The organism is Paenibacillus sp. JT31N11 (genome assembly GCF_056269285.1).
The window spans coordinates 161,834-182,551 of record NZ_JBWDNQ010000014.1 but is presented as its reverse complement, the minus strand read 5'-3'; the positions used below and the strand labels follow the sequence as shown (position 1 = coordinate 182,551).

General features: G+C 46.8%; 16 protein-coding genes and 1 pseudogene. 1 reads left to right on the top strand and 16 read right to left on the bottom strand.

The annotated features are described in order from the left end of the window. Positions 1-10 precede the first annotated feature (10 nt). The 13 genes from AC0YNV_RS32375 to AC0YNV_RS32315 all read right to left on the bottom strand — a co-directional run bounded on the left by AC0YNV_RS32375 (position 11) and on the right by AC0YNV_RS32315 (position 16,706). Entirely contained in the window at positions 11-913 is a 903-nt protein-coding gene (locus tag AC0YNV_RS32375) for a carbohydrate ABC transporter permease (RefSeq protein ID WP_475771721.1), read from the bottom strand. Between the two features lie 12 nt (positions 914-925). Next, positions 926-1,870, bottom strand: a complete 945-nt coding sequence (locus AC0YNV_RS32370; protein WP_475771720.1) for an ABC transporter permease — start codon at positions 1,868-1,870, stop codon at positions 926-928. A 96-nt stretch (positions 1,871-1,966) separates the two neighbouring features. After that, positions 1,967-3,601: a type 2 periplasmic-binding domain-containing protein gene (locus AC0YNV_RS32365; protein WP_475771719.1), complete on the bottom strand. Its 1,635-nt coding sequence runs from the start codon at positions 3,599-3,601 to the stop codon at positions 1,967-1,969. A 23-nt stretch (positions 3,602-3,624) separates the two neighbouring features. After that, positions 3,625-4,725 carry an amidohydrolase/deacetylase family metallohydrolase gene (locus tag AC0YNV_RS32360; RefSeq protein ID WP_475771718.1) on the bottom strand — a complete coding sequence of 367 codons (1,101 nt, stop codon included), beginning with the start codon at positions 4,723-4,725 and terminating at the stop codon, positions 3,625-3,627. A gap of 3 nt (positions 4,726-4,728) precedes the next feature. Then, complete coding sequence (locus AC0YNV_RS32355; protein WP_475771717.1) at positions 4,729-5,583, bottom strand: phytanoyl-CoA dioxygenase family protein; 855 nt, start codon at positions 5,581-5,583, stop codon at positions 4,729-4,731. 1,028 nt (positions 5,584-6,611) lie between these two features. After that, positions 6,612-6,755, bottom strand: a complete 144-nt coding sequence (locus AC0YNV_RS32350; protein WP_475771746.1) for a recombinase family protein — start codon at positions 6,753-6,755, stop codon at positions 6,612-6,614. 949 nt (positions 6,756-7,704) lie between these two features. Then, a complete protein-coding gene (locus AC0YNV_RS32345; protein WP_475771716.1) occupies positions 7,705-8,577 on the bottom strand; it encodes a sugar phosphate isomerase/epimerase family protein in 873 nt (290 codons plus the stop codon). Between the two features lie 65 nt (positions 8,578-8,642). Then, positions 8,643-9,527, bottom strand: a complete 885-nt coding sequence (locus tag AC0YNV_RS32340) for a carbohydrate ABC transporter permease (protein WP_475771715.1) — start codon at positions 9,525-9,527, stop codon at positions 8,643-8,645. A 38-nt stretch (positions 9,528-9,565) separates the two neighbouring features. After that, complete coding sequence (locus AC0YNV_RS32335) at positions 9,566-10,435, bottom strand: carbohydrate ABC transporter permease (protein WP_475771714.1); 870 nt, start codon at positions 10,433-10,435, stop codon at positions 9,566-9,568. Positions 10,436-10,552: 117 nt separating this feature from the next. Further along, complete coding sequence (locus tag AC0YNV_RS32330) at positions 10,553-11,893, bottom strand: extracellular solute-binding protein (RefSeq protein WP_475771713.1); 1,341 nt, start codon at positions 11,891-11,893, stop codon at positions 10,553-10,555. A 296-nt stretch (positions 11,894-12,189) separates the two neighbouring features. Further along, the gene (locus tag AC0YNV_RS32325; protein WP_475771712.1) at positions 12,190-13,248 is read right to left on the bottom strand and encodes a Gfo/Idh/MocA family protein; all 1,059 of its coding nucleotides are present in this window, start codon (positions 13,246-13,248) and stop codon (positions 12,190-12,192) included. Positions 13,249-13,371: 123 nt separating this feature from the next. After that, positions 13,372-14,940 carry a response regulator gene (locus AC0YNV_RS32320; RefSeq protein ID WP_475771711.1) on the bottom strand — a complete coding sequence of 523 codons (1,569 nt, stop codon included), beginning with the start codon at positions 14,938-14,940 and terminating at the stop codon, positions 13,372-13,374. After that, positions 14,937-16,706 carry a cache domain-containing sensor histidine kinase gene (locus AC0YNV_RS32315; RefSeq protein ID WP_475771710.1) on the bottom strand — a complete coding sequence of 590 codons (1,770 nt, stop codon included), beginning with the start codon at positions 16,704-16,706 and terminating at the stop codon, positions 14,937-14,939. Before AC0YNV_RS32315 ends, AC0YNV_RS32320 begins: the two co-directional genes overlap by 4 nt. Positions 16,707-16,945: 239 nt before the next feature. Between AC0YNV_RS32315 and AC0YNV_RS32310 the strand changes: the two are divergent. Then, positions 16,946-17,403, top strand: a pseudogene (locus AC0YNV_RS32310) (RidA family protein). A gap of 58 nt (positions 17,404-17,461) precedes the next feature. On the opposite strand, the gene AC0YNV_RS32305 reads toward AC0YNV_RS32310, so the two are convergent. The 3 genes from AC0YNV_RS32305 to AC0YNV_RS32295 are packed head-to-tail and all read right to left on the bottom strand — an operon-like array spanning position 17,462 to position 20,405. Continuing rightward, positions 17,462-18,691: a M20 family metallopeptidase gene (locus AC0YNV_RS32305; protein ID WP_475771709.1), complete on the bottom strand. Its 1,230-nt coding sequence runs from the start codon at positions 18,689-18,691 to the stop codon at positions 17,462-17,464. Beyond that, the gene (locus tag AC0YNV_RS32300; protein ID WP_475771708.1) at positions 18,669-19,760 is read right to left on the bottom strand and encodes an alanine racemase; all 1,092 of its coding nucleotides are present in this window, start codon (positions 19,758-19,760) and stop codon (positions 18,669-18,671) included. Before AC0YNV_RS32300 ends, AC0YNV_RS32305 begins: the two co-directional genes overlap by 23 nt. A gap of 3 nt (positions 19,761-19,763) precedes the next feature. Next, the gene (locus AC0YNV_RS32295; protein ID WP_475771707.1) at positions 19,764-20,405 is read right to left on the bottom strand and encodes a helix-turn-helix transcriptional regulator; all 642 of its coding nucleotides are present in this window, start codon (positions 20,403-20,405) and stop codon (positions 19,764-19,766) included. Between the last annotated feature and the right edge of the window lie 313 nt (positions 20,406-20,718).

Below are 20,718 nucleotides of genomic sequence, written 5' to 3'. Positions count from 1 at the left end.
TTTCCTCCCACTACCCTTTAATGGAACCGACCATGATACCCTTTACAAAATAACGCTGTAAGAACGGATAAACGCATATGATCGGGCTCACGACTACAATCATCGTCGCCATCCGAATCGTTTCTGCAGTAAAGGTTTGCGCCGCATAGGTAGCCGCCCGTTCCATATTCGATCCTTGGACTGCCGTCAGGTTGGCCCTATTAATGAGCTCCATCAGCATAAATGAAATCGTCTTTAAGTTCTTATCCTGTACGAAGAATGCCGAATCGAACCAACTGTTCCAATGCTCCACTCCGGCAAACAAAGCAATGGTGGTAAAGACCGGTATCGAAATCGGTATAACAATACTGAAGAAAATCCGCATGTCGCTGGCGCCGTCCATTTTGGCGGACTCTTTAATTTCATGAGGAAGCTCTCGAAAAAAGCTCATCATAATTATGGCGTAAAAGGCGTTAAGCAGCAGTGGAATAATATAAACCAAGAACGTGTTCATCAGGTACAGTTTCTTAAGCAAGATGAAATATGGAATTAGGCCGCCTGAAAAGTACATCGCAATAATTAACAACGTGACGTAAAACCTTCGGAACAACAGTTGGTTGTTCGAGATGCTATAAGCGAACAATCCCGTAAACAGCAGGGTTGAGACGGTTCCGATCAACGTTCGGGAAATCGTTACTCCGAACGCCTTTAAAAGATCGGGATTTGAAAATACCGCTTTATAATTATCTAAGGAAAACTCGCGCGGCCAGAAAAAAATGCCTCCGCGAGACGCATCGATTCCGTTGTTGAGCGAGATGATGAGTGAATAATAGAACGGATAAACGGTCATGATGAAAACAACGATCAACACGGCATAGACGAAAAGATCAATGATATAGTCCTCTGTGTTTCGTTTCATCGCGCTTGATTCCATTTCTTATCCCCCTTAAAATAGCCCGACCCCGGAAAACCGTTTGGATAGGAAATTGCTGAGGTAAATCAGTAGCAAGGAGATCACGGATTGGATTAATCCGATCGCCGTTGCGTATGAATACCGCCCTTGGGCAAGCCCCATCTTCAACGTATACGTTTGTAAAATCTCCGAGACGCTGTTATTTACCGGATTCCCCAACAGGTAGGACTGCTCGAAATTGGAACCGCCCAAGCCGCCGCCGAACAAATTGCCGATACTCAAAATCAAGACAATAATAATCGTCCCTTTAATGCTGGGAAGCGTGATATATATGATCCGTTGAATTCGACTAGCACCGTCCACTACCGCGGCTTCATGTAACGACAGATCGACCCCAACGATGGCAGCCAAGAAAATGATGGTCCACCATCCCATCTCCTTCCAAATGTCGCTTAATACAGCGATCGGCCAAAAATAAGCAGGATCCGAAAGGAACGATATTCCTTTGTCCGTAATTCCGACGGTGACCAGGAATTGGTTCACTACCCCGGTTTGTTCACTAAAAAAGGAGAACATCATGCCAGAAACGACAATCCAGGAAATAAAGTGCGGAAGGTAACTGACCGTTTGCACCGTTCTCTTGACGCGTTGTCTTCGCACCTCGTTAAGTACAAGGGCGAATATAATCGGAACGGGAAACGTAAAGACAAGCTTTAGAACGCTAACCACAACCGTATTTCGAATAATTTGCCAAAAGTTAATGTCGTTATAAAATTCAACGAACCACTTGAAACCTGCCCACTCGCTTGTAATAAATCCCGGAATCCCGGAAGATAGTTGGTAATCCTTAAACGCGATGATAATCCCAACCATTGGCGTATAAGCAAATACAAGCAGATAGCCAATCCCCATTAAAGCACATACTTGATAGAATAATTGGGATTTAAATTTATTCCAAAGCAGTTTACTACCTTGCAACTGCCATCCCTCCCTCACAAGTTCGGCATAAAGTGTGAAGAAATGCCGGTAAATGGACACTTCCATTTACCGGCACTTTGCTAAATAAATGACGAATTACTTGATGGCGTTGTACTTCTGCTTTGCCTCCTTATATTTTTGCGTCATGTAATCTTGCAACTTTTCTACCCCAATCTTTTTCGCATCGGCAGTCATCTTGTTATATTTTGCTACAGCCTCTTCCTCGCTGGAGGAAGTGATGATCCGTACCTGTGAATTCGTCCAGAGGTCCGCTAGCTTCACGCTGATGTTGATTTCTTCTGTGTCCGCAGCCGGTTTGGTAAAGGATAAAGCAGGGTCACGTACATAACGGGTCTTTCGAAATTTAAGCAGCTCGACCCCGGTATGATATTGGCTGTTTAGAACCATGGAGGATACGCCAACTCCTTCTCCCAGTCCGCTTGCTTGGAAATACCACGGTCCGATCCCGGTTTCTGTTGCGTCTTTATTGGCGACCTCAGGATTTCGCTCAAGCAACCCCTCATCGTTCAACGTATAATGCTTTCCTTCAATCCCCCATTGCGTCAGTTGGTCGCCTTCCGCGCTTTTCAAGAACTCGGCGAACTGTATAGCACGCTTCGGGTCTTTTACTTTCTTCGAAATAAAGAAACTTGACCAGCCTACCGAATCGTCAATAATTTTTAATTTATCCTCGCCTTTGTACGTCAGAGCCTTAACGACCGGTACGAATTTCCCTTTAATGCCGCTCTCGTCAAAAATTTTGTTCGTTTCGTCAGCCAATCCCGAGTTATACGAAGCAGCAAATACTTTACCGCTTCTTACAATTTGGAAGAACTGCTCCGGTTTATAAGCGAAGCTTTCTGCGCTTAAGTAACCTTCACGATACATCTGGTTCATAAATTTAAAGTAATCCAAAAACTCCGGCTTCATAAACCCGTACGTAATATTTCCATCTTCATCCGGAAAAACTGCATCCGAAGCTGTCAGTCCCAGGAAATCCATGAACGGATTCGTCCACGTAGGATGGGGCAAGTAAGTGATCATATCCGGATATTTTTCTTTCACCATTCGAAAGATGGCCAATACATCATCAAAAGATTCGAGCGGCGGGTTTCCGAGTTCTCTCATAATGTCATCCCGAACATAGAAGCCTGGGTCACCTGGTGAAGGAAGATTCCTCTCATCCGCCCAAGCTTCCGTATTGCTATAGTGAGTCTTTAGGGTATAGAAATGTCCGTCTGAAGCCGTGTTGTTTACAATTTCGATAGGGTCAATGAGGTGCATGAATTCGGGAGCATATTTTTTAATTAATTCGTCCCACGGCCACACGAGATCCGAATTGTAAAACCGTTCCACCTGTTTATCCGTGAAGATTAAGTCCGGCAGCTCATCTGCGGCGAGCAGTACCTGCAGCTGCTGCGGATCAGAGCCTTTCGTCACTTCGAGCGACACGCCCGTTCTTCTTGTAATTTCTTGAGAAACCTCGTCTTTACCCCAAGTATCCACCAGGTACCAGTTGTGGTCTATAAACATCGTAAAACTTACTGGTGATTTATCTTGTTTCCAAGATATTCCAGGGTCGGTCCACTCCATCTGCTCAAATTTCTCTAGCTCTTCGGCAGTATATTCTGTGTCGTCGCCGCTCTCTCCGTCAGAATTGTCGGAACAAGCCGATAAAAAGACAGACAAGAACAAAATAACTAGCGTAAATGCAGTAACAACTTTCCTCATGCCCTTTCTCCCCCTGTTTTGTTTTAAATAGTAATCTCTTGATATCGGTTATCCTTGATCGTTGCTGTCGGGACAATGGTTTGCAAGGGCACGCGGTCGTTGCCGTTCGAATCGCGGAATACGCGATGGGGGATCGGTTCATCGGAAACCCGAAATAACGTCGCATTACTAAGAACGCCGTCCATTCGCATCCGTTCCTGCAAGCGAAGTACGGTGGCGGGCGCCAGCGTCACGGCGGCGATAATTTTCTCTAAGTCCATTCCGCATGTTAGAAACTTGCTCATTGTTGTAGGCAAATCATATACCGGACCGTTAATGTTGCCGATGTGAATATCGGTACTGATTGAGAAAGGCAAATGTCCGGCAGCTAACGCTTTTTCGCAAATATCGAAATTAAAGCTAGCCGCTCCGTGGCCGACGTCCAACAATACGCCTCTCGCCAAAGCCCGCTCCAGAGCGGGGCCGGCACGGCCGTCGGCTTCCCACGGATGGCCGATCTTTCCGTGATAACAGTGCGTTACCACATCTCCCTCCCTCAAGAGGTCCAAGACATCGTCGATTAATGGGGGGGCTTCTCCGATATGTACCATTAACGGCACACCGGCTTCCCTAGCCGCCAGCAATGCAAGTTGAAGCGGTTGAAGTCCCATACTCCCGACGATCATTCCGCTTGACCGCACTTTTACTCCGCAGACGAACGGCCGATGTTGAAGCACGGCTTGAACCGTACGATCCACATTGATCAGGCTCAAATCCGAGCCTTCCCGAAGATGAACAAGACCGATCGAGCTAATATTCAGCCATGAGATGACCTCGGTTTCAAATTGCGGCGCTATATACTGCGATAACCCTTTGATGGTCGCTTCGCCAGCACTACCTGCATCGGCAAGCAGATGAACGCCGGTATTCAAACCGACCTCATCGGGCGGGACGCTCAAAGGGGTGACGCCATCATATACGTGCGTATGCAGATCGATCCAACCGGGACTCATATACACATCCGGATTCGAGATTACCGGCTTGCTGCGGTCGAGATGATATCCGTCGTTAGTTTGAACAAGATATGCGGAATAGGCGGCCGATTGAACCGGGTCAATTACTTTTACTGCGAGCGGTTGGGGCATCGGTCAGTCTCCCCAAGAATCCAAACCGAGCAGTTTGCGTCCAAGCGGGGTTAATTCAGGTGGGTCTTGAAACTTCGTTTGCTCCCAATTCCTCGGATCGCCGGGGAACGCTCTGCCGTCTGGGCCTTTCCGGTTTCGCCACTTGGAAATGCGGTCCTCCCGAGCATTAGTGTCCTCCTCGCGTTCAGGATACATTGTGATATATTGGGCATAGCGGGGAGTTTGTGCATGATTATTACCGTTACCATGCGGCAATAAAGTATCCCAGATCACAAGATCGCCCGCTTTTCCAGGAATCGGCTCGACTTGGTAACCGGTTAAATCCGGAACCGTTGGGTTCCGATCCGCCGGCTGTCTCTTGAGATAATCTTCAAGTTCCCGGTAAATGCCGGGCACACATTGAAAACCGCCCTGATTCTCCGCAGTATCCGCCAAATATAAGACGCCCTGAACTCCTTGCGGTCTTTGAATCGGGCAAGTTAATTTTGACGTATCCGTATCCCAATGAATAAACGCATAATTGAGCTCCGGATGCTCATCTCTTGCGGGTGGCTTCATGTTTACACGGTCCATGCTCACCCAGAGTTTTCTTTCCCTAAGGATTTGAGAAAAAGCTTCGTAAACAGCGGGGTGCTGCCGATTATCCCACATCGATTGATGCTGGTACATTTCCACCATGCCGCCGCCACTTAAGACCCCTTCGGGCGGATTATACCAATTCTCCGGATCGGAAGGATCCTTCCCTAGACAATCCCAGATGGCTTCGATCACCCGATCACAATTCTCTTTAGGTACAATTCCTTCGATCTTGACGTATCCGTACTCTCGGAAGAACGCCACATGTTTTTTTGATACCATCCTTTCACTCTCCCATATATCATTTTAATTTCAAGACCTGCCGTGAAGTACAAGGGATTTCGCAAAGCTGGATAACCTATCACGCCCTACTCCATGTTATGCTTTTGTAATAAAGTATAAAATTACCATTTAATACGAAGAACTTCTGGAGTAGCAACGCGACCGCCGTTGCAGTGGAACAATCCAGAGCATAAGCCAGTGCCGAAAATCGTTCATGCTTCGAAAAAACTCATTTAAAGCCTACGTTTTTTACCTGGCTCCATCCGGAGGGTTCGTTCGTTAAATCCCCTAAAAATAAATGATTCGTTACATACGCAAGCTCCCGCCGAAAATGGACTCGCAGTTAAATATAACCGATACGAGTAACTTGCTCATAACTATCATGATCTATAAATGACGCAATCGATCGTTCTCTTCTTATCACTTCTTACCTTTCTGCTTCTCCCCTCTCACATGGTAATCATTCTTTTCACTTGATTGACCGAGCAACACTTTTGAAGTGTTGCAGGGTTATTATTTTATATGATAGGGGAGGGGAGAGGTATGCCTCATTTTTGAATGCGTTTACAAACCGACTATCGGAATGAGTTGAATAAGAACAGCAGGACAACTACAGGAAAAATCATGCATATTGCTAATGGTATATATAGATTCTAGCTTGTATCGTTGACACCTCCTTAGTCGAAGCCGTAGAAGGACGACGATTGGATTCTTTCGATTGGATTTGTTTCTTCGTGATACGGACATCGAATACGTGCCTTCTAATGATAGAAACACCTTTATTGAGTTGGGTGTAGGTGCCTTGGTTCTGATTGGAATTGTGGGCTTTACGGTGGGGAAAAGAAAAAACAGGCTCTGCGGTAGCCTGTCGTATGGTTATATAGATACTTATTTTTTTGATCATATATTTTTTACTATCATAGAGGAGCAATGCCATATCTATTTTACTTTTATCGATTGGCGGTCTTCCACCCTCCTTCCCCTTTTACGAGCAGCCTGCAATCCAATCCAGACTGTCCCTCCTTCCTTCAACTCATGAGGAAAGTTCGATCAACTGTCTTGCTTGTCGTTTTCCCCAAGCGATCCATTTTCCAAATCACGAGCGTATCACCTAAACGCAAGTATTCTAAACATCGAGTCAATTCCGGACGATCACTCTTCTTCCCCGAAATCTTCTCCTCAAATATTCTTTCACATCCAGCTGCCTTAAGGAATCAATCTGCAAATTCACGTTGGATACACGAGCATAACCAATTTTAACCATTATCTTGGCTCCTTACGTCTATAAAACGTTATTTTGTGTACTTTTATAAACATTGAATTGTAGACGGTTAAATAAAACGTTTTTTAGACACATCACACAAACCTAAACCCCTACAAGGAGATGAAGACTCTCTGCAAGGGCTAGACAACTAAATTCCCTTTAATCGACAACCCCTACCATACATGAAGTTAAGTACATCATTATGTCAGCAAGCATATGTTCTCATTGAAGGAGAATGCGAGATCAAGCAGCTTGGTGTTCCTGGAGCGCCTTATCTCCTTTTAGGATCAAGACGAAGGTTTCCGAAAAATCGTCTTGATAATGCGCCGAGCGCTATCTCCATAGGCCTTATCGATGAAAGTCTTCATCACCTTGGTTGCGATTAATTCGGGCGTTTTCCTGGTAGTATTCATCCATCTGTTCGTTCAGATCGTCTACAATCATCTGTAGTTCGTAATAATCGCTGCGTCTCAGACGTACGAGAAGTAAACGAAAACGGAAAAAGGATCAATAAAATTGCTGAAAAGAATCATCATTGTCCTCCCTCCCTATTTGAAAATACTCCACACCGTTGGTTGAACGTTTAATTCCCCAGAATGTAGCATAATACAGAATATTGACAAATTATTTCCATGTTCCACCTGCTGAATGAGAGTAATATTTTGCAGGGCTTAGGGATTTCTAATTCAAATTCTAAACGGATATATGCTGACTCCCGTTGAATGTCAATAACTGCTTTTGGACGAATAAAATCACTTCGGTTATATGGAATCAGATAGTTGTTTATATACTCTTTAAGCCAATCTGGATATTGAAAAAACCTGCTCCAAAGAACAGGTTTTCATACAAAGGGAAGATCATCCTAAATTGGTTTCATTCCACAACCGCCGTGCATTCTCGTATCCAATGCGCGTTGCAATCATGTCCGGTTCCATTCCTTCGAACTCCATCGAAATTGGACCATCATATCCGGCTTCCTTAATCGTCCGGATAATACGCCGTAGATCCATGTCTCCTTGACCGAAAATAGACCCCCGGATATAATTGCCGTTCAACGTCTGCAGCCAGTCTTCTCCAGGGAACGCATCACTCTTGCGAATGTAGAAATCTTTGAAATGCACGATTGCGGCATAGGCAATGGCTTGTTTCACGGCCGCGTACGGATCTTCATCTACGCATAAGAAATTGCCCACATCCAGTAACAGCTTGAAGTTGGGACGATTCACCGCATGTACTATACGCATTACACGATCACTCGGCGTGATATAAAATCCGTGATTTTCAATCGTCGTTGTAATCCCGAACCCGACTGCATAATCAGCAATGATACCGCAAGCTTCCACGATTTGCTGAAAATCTTCTTCGAACTGCCCCAGACGTTCCGGCTTTTTCGCCCATGGTACAACGTCATGACGCATCCGCGTGGCGCCAAGCCGAGCTGCCGTCTCAACTTGTTTTTTCAGCCTTGCGATTTCTTGCTCATACTCCTCCTTTGTCGGCTTTAACACATCCCCCGCTACCGCAAAATTCGCCACTTCCAGATCAAGCTGTCGCGCCTTGGCCGCTATCGCATCGACAAGCTCCGGCTGTTCTTTTAATTCAATACCGATCGGCGTGATTTCCACGTGATCGACTTCCTGTTCCTTCATCCACTCCATCGCCCGTAAAATATCTGTCTCTTGCGTACGAAGGCTCGGATATAAACAATACGAACTAATTCCCAGTTTCATGCTCAATCCTCATTTCCCATTAGGAAATTTATGTGCTTCGAATCCCTTATGAAAGGAATTATGATTTATCCTTTTACGGCGCCCGCTACCATACCTTTCATGATTTGCCCCTGGAAAATCAAATAGATAATAATAGTTGGAATGACGGCAATCGACATTGCAGCCATCGTCAAGCTGTAGTCCGTGCCGTAGCCGTCGGAGAAAACGGACAAGCTAAGCGGCAGCGTCTTTAAGGACTGCTTATTAATAAATACAAGCGCGAATGAGAAATCATTCCAGAATCGCAGAAAGGCAAGAATGGCAACAGTAGCCATAGCCGGGATTGACAACGGAAAGATAACCCGGAAAAAAATTCCCCAGTAACCATTACCGTCAATCATAGCAGCCTCTTCCACTTCTTTGGGTACTGACATTAAATAGGCTGCGATGATGAAGATGGCAACCGGTAAATAAAACGCCGTGTACGGTAGAATCAAAGCCGCGTACGTATCCAGAATTCTCATATTTTTCATCATGATAAACAGCGGCACGAGCGTACTGTGAATCGGAATGAGCATCCCAAGCACGAACAGCGACATGATGGGCCCTTTTAACCGAAATTCAAGGCGCGTAAGTATGTAGGCCGCAAGCGTGGCGACTAAAATGGTCAGTGTTAGCGAACACAACGTCACAATGACTGAGTTGGCGAATGCCGTACCGATACCAGCTACTTCCCAGGCCCGCGAATAATTATCGAACTTCCAAACGGTCGGTAGCGAAAACGGCTTACCGAAAAAGTCTTGATTCGATTTGAATGAGCTTATGAACAGCCAAATGAGCGGATAAATCGTCACTAGCGCATAGACGATCAGCAGAACGTTCCCAATCCATGACTTTCCCGACTTGATTGCGTTGGAGAGAGGACTGTGACCTGCACCCGTTGGTATACCGCCTGAAGTTATCGTCCTCATATCGGTCCCCTCCTTCTTAGGATATCTCTAAAATGTTATTACTTGCGCTTCATCATCACCTGACTGCCAAGTACCAATACCATGCTGATGATGATTATCAACGTGGAAACCGCTGAGCCGTAGCCATATCGGAAAATTTCAAAGGTATTGTTGTACATGTAGGTGGCGAGCAATTCCGTCGACTGAGCTGGACCTCCGCCGGTCATAACATAAATCAGATCGAAAGACGTCAAGCTCCCTGAGATGCAAAGGACAATTGCAACTTTGATCGTGTCCCAGATCATCGGAATGACGACCCAAAATAGCCTTTTGGATTTAGTAGCACCGTCGATTTTTGCGGCATCCTCCACTTCGGAAGAAATATTTTGAATAGCCGCTATAAAAAGTATCAAATACGGTCCGATGTTCGCCCAGATGATCGGGACGCTGACCGAGTACATGTTTACTTTGTGATCACCAAGCCAATCGTGGATCCAAGAACCCAAACCAACTTTATCTAATACGAAGTTCAATATACCGATCTGCGGATGATAGATATATCCCCACATGATCCCAATCACGACAGATGCGACTACCATCGGCATAAATACCGCCGAACGGATAAAACGATGAAAAAAGGTGTTTTTCCACAAGACGAGCGATAGAACGAGTGCAATCGGTACCTGACCGAAGATGGAAGCACCGACGATGATCAGGTTGTTTTTGAACGCTCTCCAAAATATTGGATGTTTCAACGCTTCGATGTAATTGTCAAACCCGATGAACTTTGCTGCCCCAATGCCTTTCCAATCGAAAAAGCCGTAATATGCCGACCAGATGATCGGAACGAGGACGAAAACAAAATAGATCAACAAGGCAGGAAGCAGGCCCACTATAATAAATCCTTTTACTCGGCTCGCGGTCGCCATAACTAGCCTCCTTTACGCTTGCAAATAATTGTTTTGTGTAATAGGAACGATATCGACTATTCTCAATAAATAACCGATATCGTCCAGAGAACTCATTCGTTGCCAGAACTTAAAGAATTATTTACCGAGCGCTTTCACTTGAGCATCCTGCAATTTCTTAGCGATGTTTTCAGGTTTACCTCCCATTAAAAGCTCTTGCAAGCCGTTGTTGATTGCATCCGTGCCAGCTGAAGTCAGGTATGCATCGTACACCGGCGTCAATTTTACGGTTTTGTACAGATCAAACGCTTTTAAGAACAGAGGTGTAACTTTGGTTTCATCCAAGTCGATATTATAGTTGATTAAAGTGTTGCTGTGTGCAATGGCATTCATGCCTTCCGGACCACTGACCGTGTAGATCAAATCCAGTGCAGCGTCAAGTTGTTTACCTGTTACCTCTTTGCTTAAAGCCAAACCGCCGCCTGGCCCGCCGGAGATCGAGTTCGGATCACCTTTACCTCCAGGAATAGATGGAATGACACCTATTCCGACTTGGTCAAGCTGCTCTTTTGTACCGGTTGACGCCATGTTGGTGAGCGCCCAAGAGCCGTCAATCATCATTGCCGCTTTGCCCTGAATAAAGTATTGTTCCATTTGAGTATTATCCAAGCTGTTGAATCCTTCCTGGAACGCACCTGCATCAGCAAGATCCTTGAAGTAAGTTAACGCTTGAACGAATTCCGGATCGGTGAATTTCGCCCCTTCTTGCTTTGTGGCATTCAAGAACCATTCAGTTCCAGTCACGCGATCACCGAGCGATGACAGGATGCTCGATTGCGCCAGCCATGCTGCCTTGTTACCGAGCGCAATCGGTGTGATTTTTTTGTCTTTGAACGCATTGACGGCAATCATCAGCTCGTCCCACGTCGTTGGCACTTTCACATTCGCTTGATCAAAAAGAGACTGGTTATAGTAAAACAATGATGTAGCCGAACCGCTCATAGGTGCTGCATATACTTGGTTTTCGAATGAAAGTGGATCAAATGCACCCGGTGTGAAGTTGTTTTTCCAATCCGGATTTTTGTCCAGCAACGATGTGATTGGTTGAATTAAGTCGCCGTTATAGAACTCTGCAATGGACGTTCCGGAATCCGTGTAAAATACGTCAGGCATTTCGTTAGCGGCCGCTACTGTTTTCAAACGTTGACGGTATCCGTCCGGTGGAATCGCTTGTGCGTCCAGCTCTACTTCCGGATGCGCTTCCTTAAATTTATCGATTTGAGCGCGAACGGTTTTAGCCCTCAAATCATCGCCAGAGAAGTTATGCCAAATGGACAATTTTATTTTTTCCGTTGGGGCATTTTTTCCTCCGGCTGATGTGGCTGCACCGCTGTTGTCTGCCGAATTTGCACCACATGCCGCAAGCAACGTTGACAATGCAAGTATAGCTGTAAGAACTGCTATTGGTTTTCTTATCAAATTCAAACCCTCCTCTTATGTTATTTTTTTAGTATAGACCTGATAAAAAAGATTCAGAAGGGGATATACTTCAGCCATAAGGTAGGCATAATTCAGGTTTTTACCCCCCTTCTAACTATTAACATAAAAAAAGAAAAGCTATTTATAGCGATTTATAAATTCAATCTTCTTGCAAATATCAATTTTCTGCAGCACGGCGAAGTACGCGTCGAATGCCACTTTGCCTTCACAAAGTGACATTCCTCGAAAATCTTCCCCGATGTGACTAACTGTGTGATTTGACCTTTTACCGCGAATTAAAAACGAATTTCGTGTCCTTTGATACTCGACTCGTAGATACCGCATAAAATTTTGGTGATTTCCACACCATCCTCAACGGGGCTGATTAGCTCAGTGTGACCGAGAACACTGTTGACAAAATGGTTGATCTCGTTCTGGAATCCCTCTTCAACATGGAAGCCCGGATTGTCAACCTGGGGATGAATATTAAGAATCGTATCGTGTTTCTCGGTGACGATAACGAAATCCGGTTCGATCTCTGCTCCACCTTTTTCACCGAAAATTTCAACTGTCGAGCGCGGTGTTTTGGCATGCAGCGTAAAGCTGACATCGACAAATAATGATGCACCGTTCTCAAAGCGGATCAACGCGTTAGCCAAATCCTCGACTGTATTTTTCGATGCGTTGAAATCAGCAGCCTTATAAAAGTCGAGGTTTTTGATATTGGAACGGTTGCCAAGCTTATTATACGTATTGCCCGTGACCGAAACTACTTTCGGTCGACCCATCAAGTACCAGCACAGGTCGATGATGTGTACGCCAATATCCATCAGCGGACCGCCGCCGGAACGTTCCACATCCGAGAACCAGCCGCCCGGGTTACCGAGACGACGCAGGATGGAAGCCTTAGCGTAATAAATATCCCCGAACTCGCCTGCATCGACGAACTGTTTCAGCACTTGTGCACTACTGGTGTAACGGCGTACGAAGCCGACCTGCAGCTTCTTGCCTGAGCGTTTCACCGCCTCCTGCAGTAAAAGCGCCTTATCAACGTTGGTACTCATCGGCTTCTCTACAAGCACGTGCTTGCCCGCATTGAGTGCCGCAATGCTGATCTCGACATGCGTATTGTTCCAGGTACAAATGCTGACCGCGTCAACATCAGGGTCAGCGAGCAACTCGAGGTAGTCCGTATATACCTTGCTAGCACCATATTTATCCGCATTGGCTCTAGCTCTTTCTTCGACCAAATCGCACACGGCGACCATTTCGACATTTTCATTTTTTGCATAGGAATTAAAGTGAGCTTCGGAAATCGAACCTGCACCAATTACGGCAACTCTTAATTTACTCAAGGTATTTCCCTCCCCCAAAATGAATATCTCAATTATCCATTACTTACCCTTACGAGGAACAAGTATACTTGCATCTCCTCCATTTTCAAACGGGTTATTTTTCGGCATTAGGGGTGAATATCTTCAGTAATTAGTGAACTGACGAAATTCGGAAGGCGTCCTGCCCATCATTTTTTTGAACTGTTGGCTGAAATATTTCATGTCTTCGTACCCGACTTCGCCCGCTACTTCACTAATTTTTTTATCCGTGTTCCGCAAAATATTCGCTGCTCTGTTCATACGTTCTTTAGTAATAAATTCTATATAACTAAATCCCATTTCTTTCTTGAACACCTCACTTAAGTAATTCGGATTCAAATGGACGAATTGGGCCACCTGCTGAAGCGTCAAATGCTGATCCAGATGATCCCGGATGTAGACAATCGCGCGATGAATGTACGAATATCGGCTGTCGCTAACCAACTCGTGGAATGTATTCATAACGGAAACCAGCAGCTTGTATAGCTCATCATCTGGTCGAGTATCAGCCTCAAACGTTAACAACTGTACCGCTCCCTTCTCTACGTTACGATTCTCCATGGCGCGGTCGAGCCAGCGGTGGGCGACGACGACGATCGACTGAAGAAATGCTCGCAGTGTCGCAGGAGTCACTGCAGTATCTTCCATCTGCTCGCGAACGATCTCGTTAGACCAGCGGCGAAGCTGCGCCGCATTGTTGTTCATCAAAATCGCAGAGAGTTCGCTCTCTTCATTCTGCGAGCAGACTGTTCGCCCACCCACGCAGCGCTCAACGTCATTCGTATCGAAAAGTCCCTGATCCCCGAACAAAATACGATAGGAGAATAAGTTCTCCGCCTCCTTGTAAGAGCGACGCAGGTCGTCAAGAGACGTCGCGGCGTCCCCGACTGCCGCGAAAACAGCACACTTTAGCGTGTCACGCACCCGATAAACCGCTTTCTCCAGCTGTCTTGTTCCGGTCTGTCCCTCATCTGTCTGGGAAACAACAATAACTTTTTCGTTTTTGAGCAGGGTCACACACGGGAGAAGCTCAGACAAAATATTCTCAACTGCCCCAAGCAACAGACTAGAAGTCATGCCTTCAGCCCAGCCCGAGGCTCCCACCAGCGTGACGCGCATGGGCCTGCAGATGCCGCCCGGGCCTTCGCGGACAACCTGATTGTGCTCAAGCCAAGTTCTCACCGGCGCCATAGAAACGTCAACTGTTGCTGCCCCTTCCCCGTTTCCCGTTAACATCCGCTCGAGCAATTGGTTTCGCAGTGCCGCCGCCTGCGCGGTTTTCTGCTTCATCGTCTCCCACTTGTCCAGTAGATTTTTCTTCGCTTTCATAACAGCCTTAATGATCTCCTCAGGACCACTCGTCTTCAGCAAATAATCGGTTACTCCTTCACGAAGTGCCTGCTGGGCATAGCTGAAATCATCGTACCCTGTCAGGATGACGATCTCCGTGTCCGGCAAGTGTTTTTTGATTTCCTTCGCAAGCTGGATCCCATCCATTCCGGGCATGCGGATGTCGGTGAGAACAATGTGCGGCTTCTCTATCGGAATGCGTTCAAGCGCCTCTTCAGCGGACTCGGCCGGCGGCAGTAACGTCAAGCCAAGTTCTTTCCAATCGATCACCGTGCAGAGTCCTGTCCGAATAATGACTTCGTCGTCTATGATTATAATCTTCATGGTAATTCCTCCAAGATGGGAATGATGAATGAGACTCGCGTTCCGGTGCCCGGCTCGCTTTCGATGTACAATCCAGCCTTGCTTCCGTAATGCAGCTGCAGCCGGCGGTGAACATTTCCCAAACCGTAGCCCGATTTGACCGATTCCGGATTGCCGTCTTCCCCTCCAGCCATACCGTTCAACTGGCGTCGGATCTTCGCCAGCTTCTCTTCCGCCATACCGATGCCAGTATCCTCAACGACGAACGCCATCGCATCGCCTTTGCGCTCGCCATGTACGTAGACGTGTCCTTTATTTTTACACTTCTGCAAACCGTGCATAATGCTGTTCTCAATCAGAGGCTGAAGCAACAGCTTGAGCATCGATCGGTCATGCAATTCCGAATCGACATAGAACGCCCAATCAAATTTGTCTTGAAATCGTTTCGACATGATTAGGATATAGTTTTGCGCATGCGCCACTTCCTGATGAACAGAACAAAATTCCTCGCCATTGTTTAGACTGAACCGCATGAAGTCGCTGAGTGTTCCGACCATCTCGGCGATCTGCTTGTCCTTGTTCATTAAAGCGATCCAGTGAATAGATGACAACGTGTTATACAGAAAATGCGGATTGATCTGCGCCTGCAGTGCCTGAATATCCGCTCCCCTCTTCATCGCCTCATTTTGCTGCAATTGGCTTTTAAGACGTTCAATCCGATCACTAAGCTTGTTGTAGCTGTGAAGCAGCAATCCAACCTCGTCCGTGCTTTTGACTTCGATTGTAGGTATCGGCTCGTCGGGATTGATGTCTTTAAGCTTCCGCGATAGTTCAGTCAGCGGACGTGTCACCCAAGTAGTGAAATAGAGTACGAGCGCAACGGCGATCAGTGCCGCAATCCCGATCGCAAACGCCGTCAGCGTGAGCAGATATTCGTTCTGCGCGGTGTATACCTTCGTCGGGATGACGCCGACGATCTTCCAATTGATGCTTGGCAGCGAGTGATAAAGCACGGTATTGCGTTCGCGTCCTGCTGTATAGTCCATTACCCCTGCAGTCCCCTGCAATTCGCCAAGGGTCGGAATCAGCTCGGTGAGCAGGTGATTCAGCTCTTCGCCGTTTTGCGAGGACAAAATCCGGTTATCCTGATAGACAAGCCTAATGGATCCTTTTTTCTCCCACGCCGCATCCCTCAGAATTCGTCGAACTTCCGCTTCGTCTATGCTGATCGACAGAGTGCCGATCCGCTGATATTTACCGATACTCCGGATCGGCCGTACGAGAGAGATGACCTGTCTGAGCCCATTGTCAGTCGTCTGGGTCTCGTATACCGGCGTCCACCATGTCTTGCTTGACTTATAGTATGCCTCGTTGGATTTCAGCAGCTCTGGCAACTCTGAGTGCAGCACATTTGTATTGGACAATGTCGGAAGTCCGAAATCCGATGTAATGGTAATATTGGAAATATATTTCTTTGAAGACCCCAGATTCATCAGAAAAGCGACATTCTGCGATAACAAGGAAATATCCTCCTGTCCGTTGTCGAGATAGGCCTGAATATCCTTTTGCCCAATAATGAAAACCGACATATTCTCAACATCGCTTATAATAAAATCTAATTTATCCGAAATTTGCTGAAGTGTATTCATGCCGGATTGCTTTTCTTTTTCTTCAGTCAGGTTCGAAGCGATCCGGTACGATATGATGCCTGTCGCGAGGAGCGGAAATATGACGGCAATAAGAAGCAGCAGTGACAATTTGCTTTTCAACGATTTCGCGAACGACAAATTCAAACCCCCTCGTATCCATGCATGTCAACGGACGCGCATGAATGCAACATGCGATAATTTGTCCATAGCATCTTTTTTTATTTGATGTTTCCTTCCCGCCCATTCCTATCCTAAAAGGATTTCAAACTATTTTTTATATGATCAAACTTTTTGTTTGATTTTTCGACATTTTGTGGTAGGATCGATCTTGATGTTTCTTACAGCACCTTGAATTTCATCATGGGAGGCCATTGAACATGTCTATCATTGAAAGCAGATTACGGGAACTGGAAATTGCGCTATATCCGAGCCGAAATTCTCCTTTCTTCCGTACAATCGTACTGGAAATCTTCTGTATTTGTCCGGCCAAGATTGCCGCATCGACGGCGTTCTGATGTACGAGGGCAAGCTTGGCAAAGACTTGACGATTGAGCAAGGTCAGGAAGCGGCAAGACAAGTTATCATCAACTGCCTTTCCGTCATGAAGCACTACCTTGGAGACTTGGACCGCGTGGTCAAAATCGTCAAAATGCTCGCCTTCGTAAACAGCGCTCCGAACTTTGCCGACCAGCCTTATGTTATTAATGGAGCTTCGAACTTGTTGATTGACGTATTCGGCGAGAATGGTCGTCATGCCCGCTCCGCCATCGGAACCAGCGACCTGCCGTTCCATACGCCAGTGGAAATTGAATTGATTGTGGAAATACGCGACTAATTGAGCAAGAGAAAAAAGACCATGCCCCAGTACAATCGGGGACGGTCTTTCTTATTATTCATACCGTTTTCAAATCAAAGTGCATAGCGGTATGGATGAGAATCGCCGCAGCCTCGGCCACTTGCTCCAAATCCACCCATTCATTATGGGTATGGGCCTGTGCAATATCTCCGGGGCCAAATACGACAGTAGGTACGCCGACTCGTGTCAGCTTGCTGGCGTCACTGCCGTAAGGAGCTCCGATGATGCGACTGCCCGCTTCATACTGTATTGCAGCATGTGCTAAAGAAAGAACGAAAGGATGATTGGCCCGCACCTCCATGGAATAGTCCATCAGGAACGGTTCGTTCACCTGAAGGTGCAGACCGGGAATATCCGTTTGCAACGATTCCAGGCGAGTCTTAAGCTGTTTCCATACTTCATAGCTGTCTTCGCCCGGTACAGTTCGGCGGTCAATTGTAATACGGCAGTGCTCGGCTACGGTGTTCGGGGCTATCCCTCCCTGAATCATGCTTATGCACAAGGTAGGCGCACCCGCAAGAGGATGGACTTGAGCCGGATATTCCGTTTGTGCGATTTTTTTCAAGTACAGTACGACTTCGGCCATGTACTCGATGGCATTGACCCCTTGCGTGGGCGTCGAGCTATGCGCAGCAATACCTTGCACATCGACATGAAACCGAACGACCCCCTTATGGGCGACGACCACATCCAGCCTCGTCGGCTCTCCGACAATTGCGGCATCGTAACTGAGACCCCCCTCGGCAATGCGTTCAGCCAGCTTGTCAACTCCCCGATATGTTATTTCTTCATCTACAACCGCCGCCACATGCAGGTGCGCGTTTGGAACGACTTCACGCCGTACAAGCGTCTCTACCGCTAGCAGCATAGCCGCCAACGATGCTTTCGTATCACAAGCACCGCGCCCGTACAGCCGGCCATGCTCGAGGGCTCCGCCAAAAGGGTCAATGCTCATCCCACTCGTTTGCACCGTATCCATATGCGCTTCCAGCAACACGTGAAAATCCGAGGAGCCCGGCAGCGTGCCAATGATGTTATCCCGACCCGCCTCGACGGATTGAACTACGTAGCTTAATCCCAGCGAATCAAAAAAACGTCTCACATAGGCTGCCATCTCTCCTTCCCCATGGCCGTCCGGAAATCCCGCATTGACACTGGGTATTCGTACCAAATTCCGCAAAATTTCAGTTAACCGCTCTTTATCGATCCAAGCTTTATATTCCGTAATGCCCGGCCACCCCTTATCAGTAATTGCACCCGCGCGCATCAATCTTGATTCGTTCTACCGGCTTGCCCTTCCGAACTCCAGTAATGGTATGGCATAAATTAGGGATCACACAGGAATGATTCGGAATAATTTCCACCCGATCCCCCACGCGAAGTTGCACCTTGGCAAGGTCAAATTCCAAGAAACCGTGCTCTTCATTTAATGCAGTAATTCGAATATCCGGTTGCCCTGCCACAATGCCGAATCCTTCCCGATGATGAGCTTTATCGCTCGTCAACGTCTTCGTTCCGGCATCCATTGTTGCCCTGCCCGGCAGAGGAACGCTCACAACTGTCGCAATGACGCGAAGCGCACAATCGGACTCATCAGCGAGTCCCATGGAAATCCCAGACGCATCGAAAAAAATATAATTGCCTGCCCGAACCTCTGTCACCCCATCCAAATATTCGCACATCATGGCCGCAGGCGACGAGCCTCCGCTGACGATCTCCGTGCAAAACTCTGCCGCTTTTAACTGGGAAGCCGTTTCGCTAAGAACTAGCGCTTCAAACTGAGCCGCTTTTCTAAAGCTCTCCTCGTCTTTGTTGAGGTAAATCGTTCCAAAATACCCCATAATCCCTTTAAGGCGAATCCCTGGAAGCACTGAAATCGAACGGGCAAACTCCAAGGTATCCTCCCCCGGCTGCCTTCCGCCGCGATGAAGGCCCCCGTCCACTTCAATAAGCACCTCAACCGGCTGACCGGAGCGTACCCCTACGTCGGACAACCCCTTGGCTGCTTCCGGACTGTCCACTGTTACGATAAGGTGCGCTTTCTTCCTCAGAGCTTCCAAACGCTGCAGCTTGTCTTCTCCTACAATGGGATAAGCGACCAAAATATTATCGATTCCAAGATCGACGAACGTCTCCGCCTCGGATAACTTGGCTACTGTAATGCCTGAAGCTCCGGCTTCCAATTGCTTGTTGACGAAATAAACGGATTTGGTTGTCTTGATGTGCGGTCTATGTGCGATCCCTTTGGCGCGGAGACGTTCGGCCATCCGCGATATGTTGCGTTCTGCAATATCTAAATCCACCACAACTGCAGGTGTTGACAATTCTTCAACCATCTTTTATTCCTCCTGTCTGGCAGATCCTTCGGCTGTACGAATTTCATCCAAATAGTTGTAAAGAGTAAATTTTGAAATATCGAAAAACTTGCAAACCTTGTCCCCAGACTTTTTCACTAAAAAAGCACCTTTCTTATCGAGGTACTCAATCGCCTTGCATTTATCTTCCTTGCTCATTGCCGCAACCGGTTTGCCGATTTCAATTTGACACTCCTGTAGTAAAAAATCCAACAGATCCCTCACATCGCTCACAAAGGTTTCCTTGACTTCTTGATCAAAGCTGTGCATGGTCAGCGAACGTATCGTATTTTCCGCTACTAACAAATCGGAGATGTCAAGATTGATGCAAAGCGCCCCAATCGTTTTGCCTTCGTTGTTTTTGATATACATGGAGGATGAGCGGAGAATTCTCCCATCCTTTGTTTGCGTGATATAATTGTAAAGGCCGCCGTTCCCCACAGTTCCTCTCAACACTTCTAAGCCCAGGTTGCTGCCGCAATCTCCAATCTTCCTGCCCGTAACGTGCCCGTTCTCAATGGCTGTGATCGTTCGGTCATAATCCCCCGTCAAGTCGTGCAGCACGACTTCGCATTTGCTCCCAAATTGCGCGGCAATGCCTATTACTAGCGAATTGAGCAAAGACATTTCCTCTTCTATATGGTTCAGTTAATTTCCCCATTTCATTTCTGACAAAAATTTTTATGGTCATACTTTTTTTCAGATTCGATTTTTAGCATAAATCATCCGGAATAAAAGTGTCAACCCTTTTGGACTGACGGAGACTAGCGAAGATTTACCCCATAGATTCGATCGCATTCGTGTATACTATACCTGAAATTTATTTACGAGGGATGTCCAATGGGATTAAAATGGATTGTGAACGTGCGCATCGTTATGGAGGCCGGCATGACAGAATGCGGTTCGGTATGTATCGACAATGGCCGAATTGCGCCTGTTA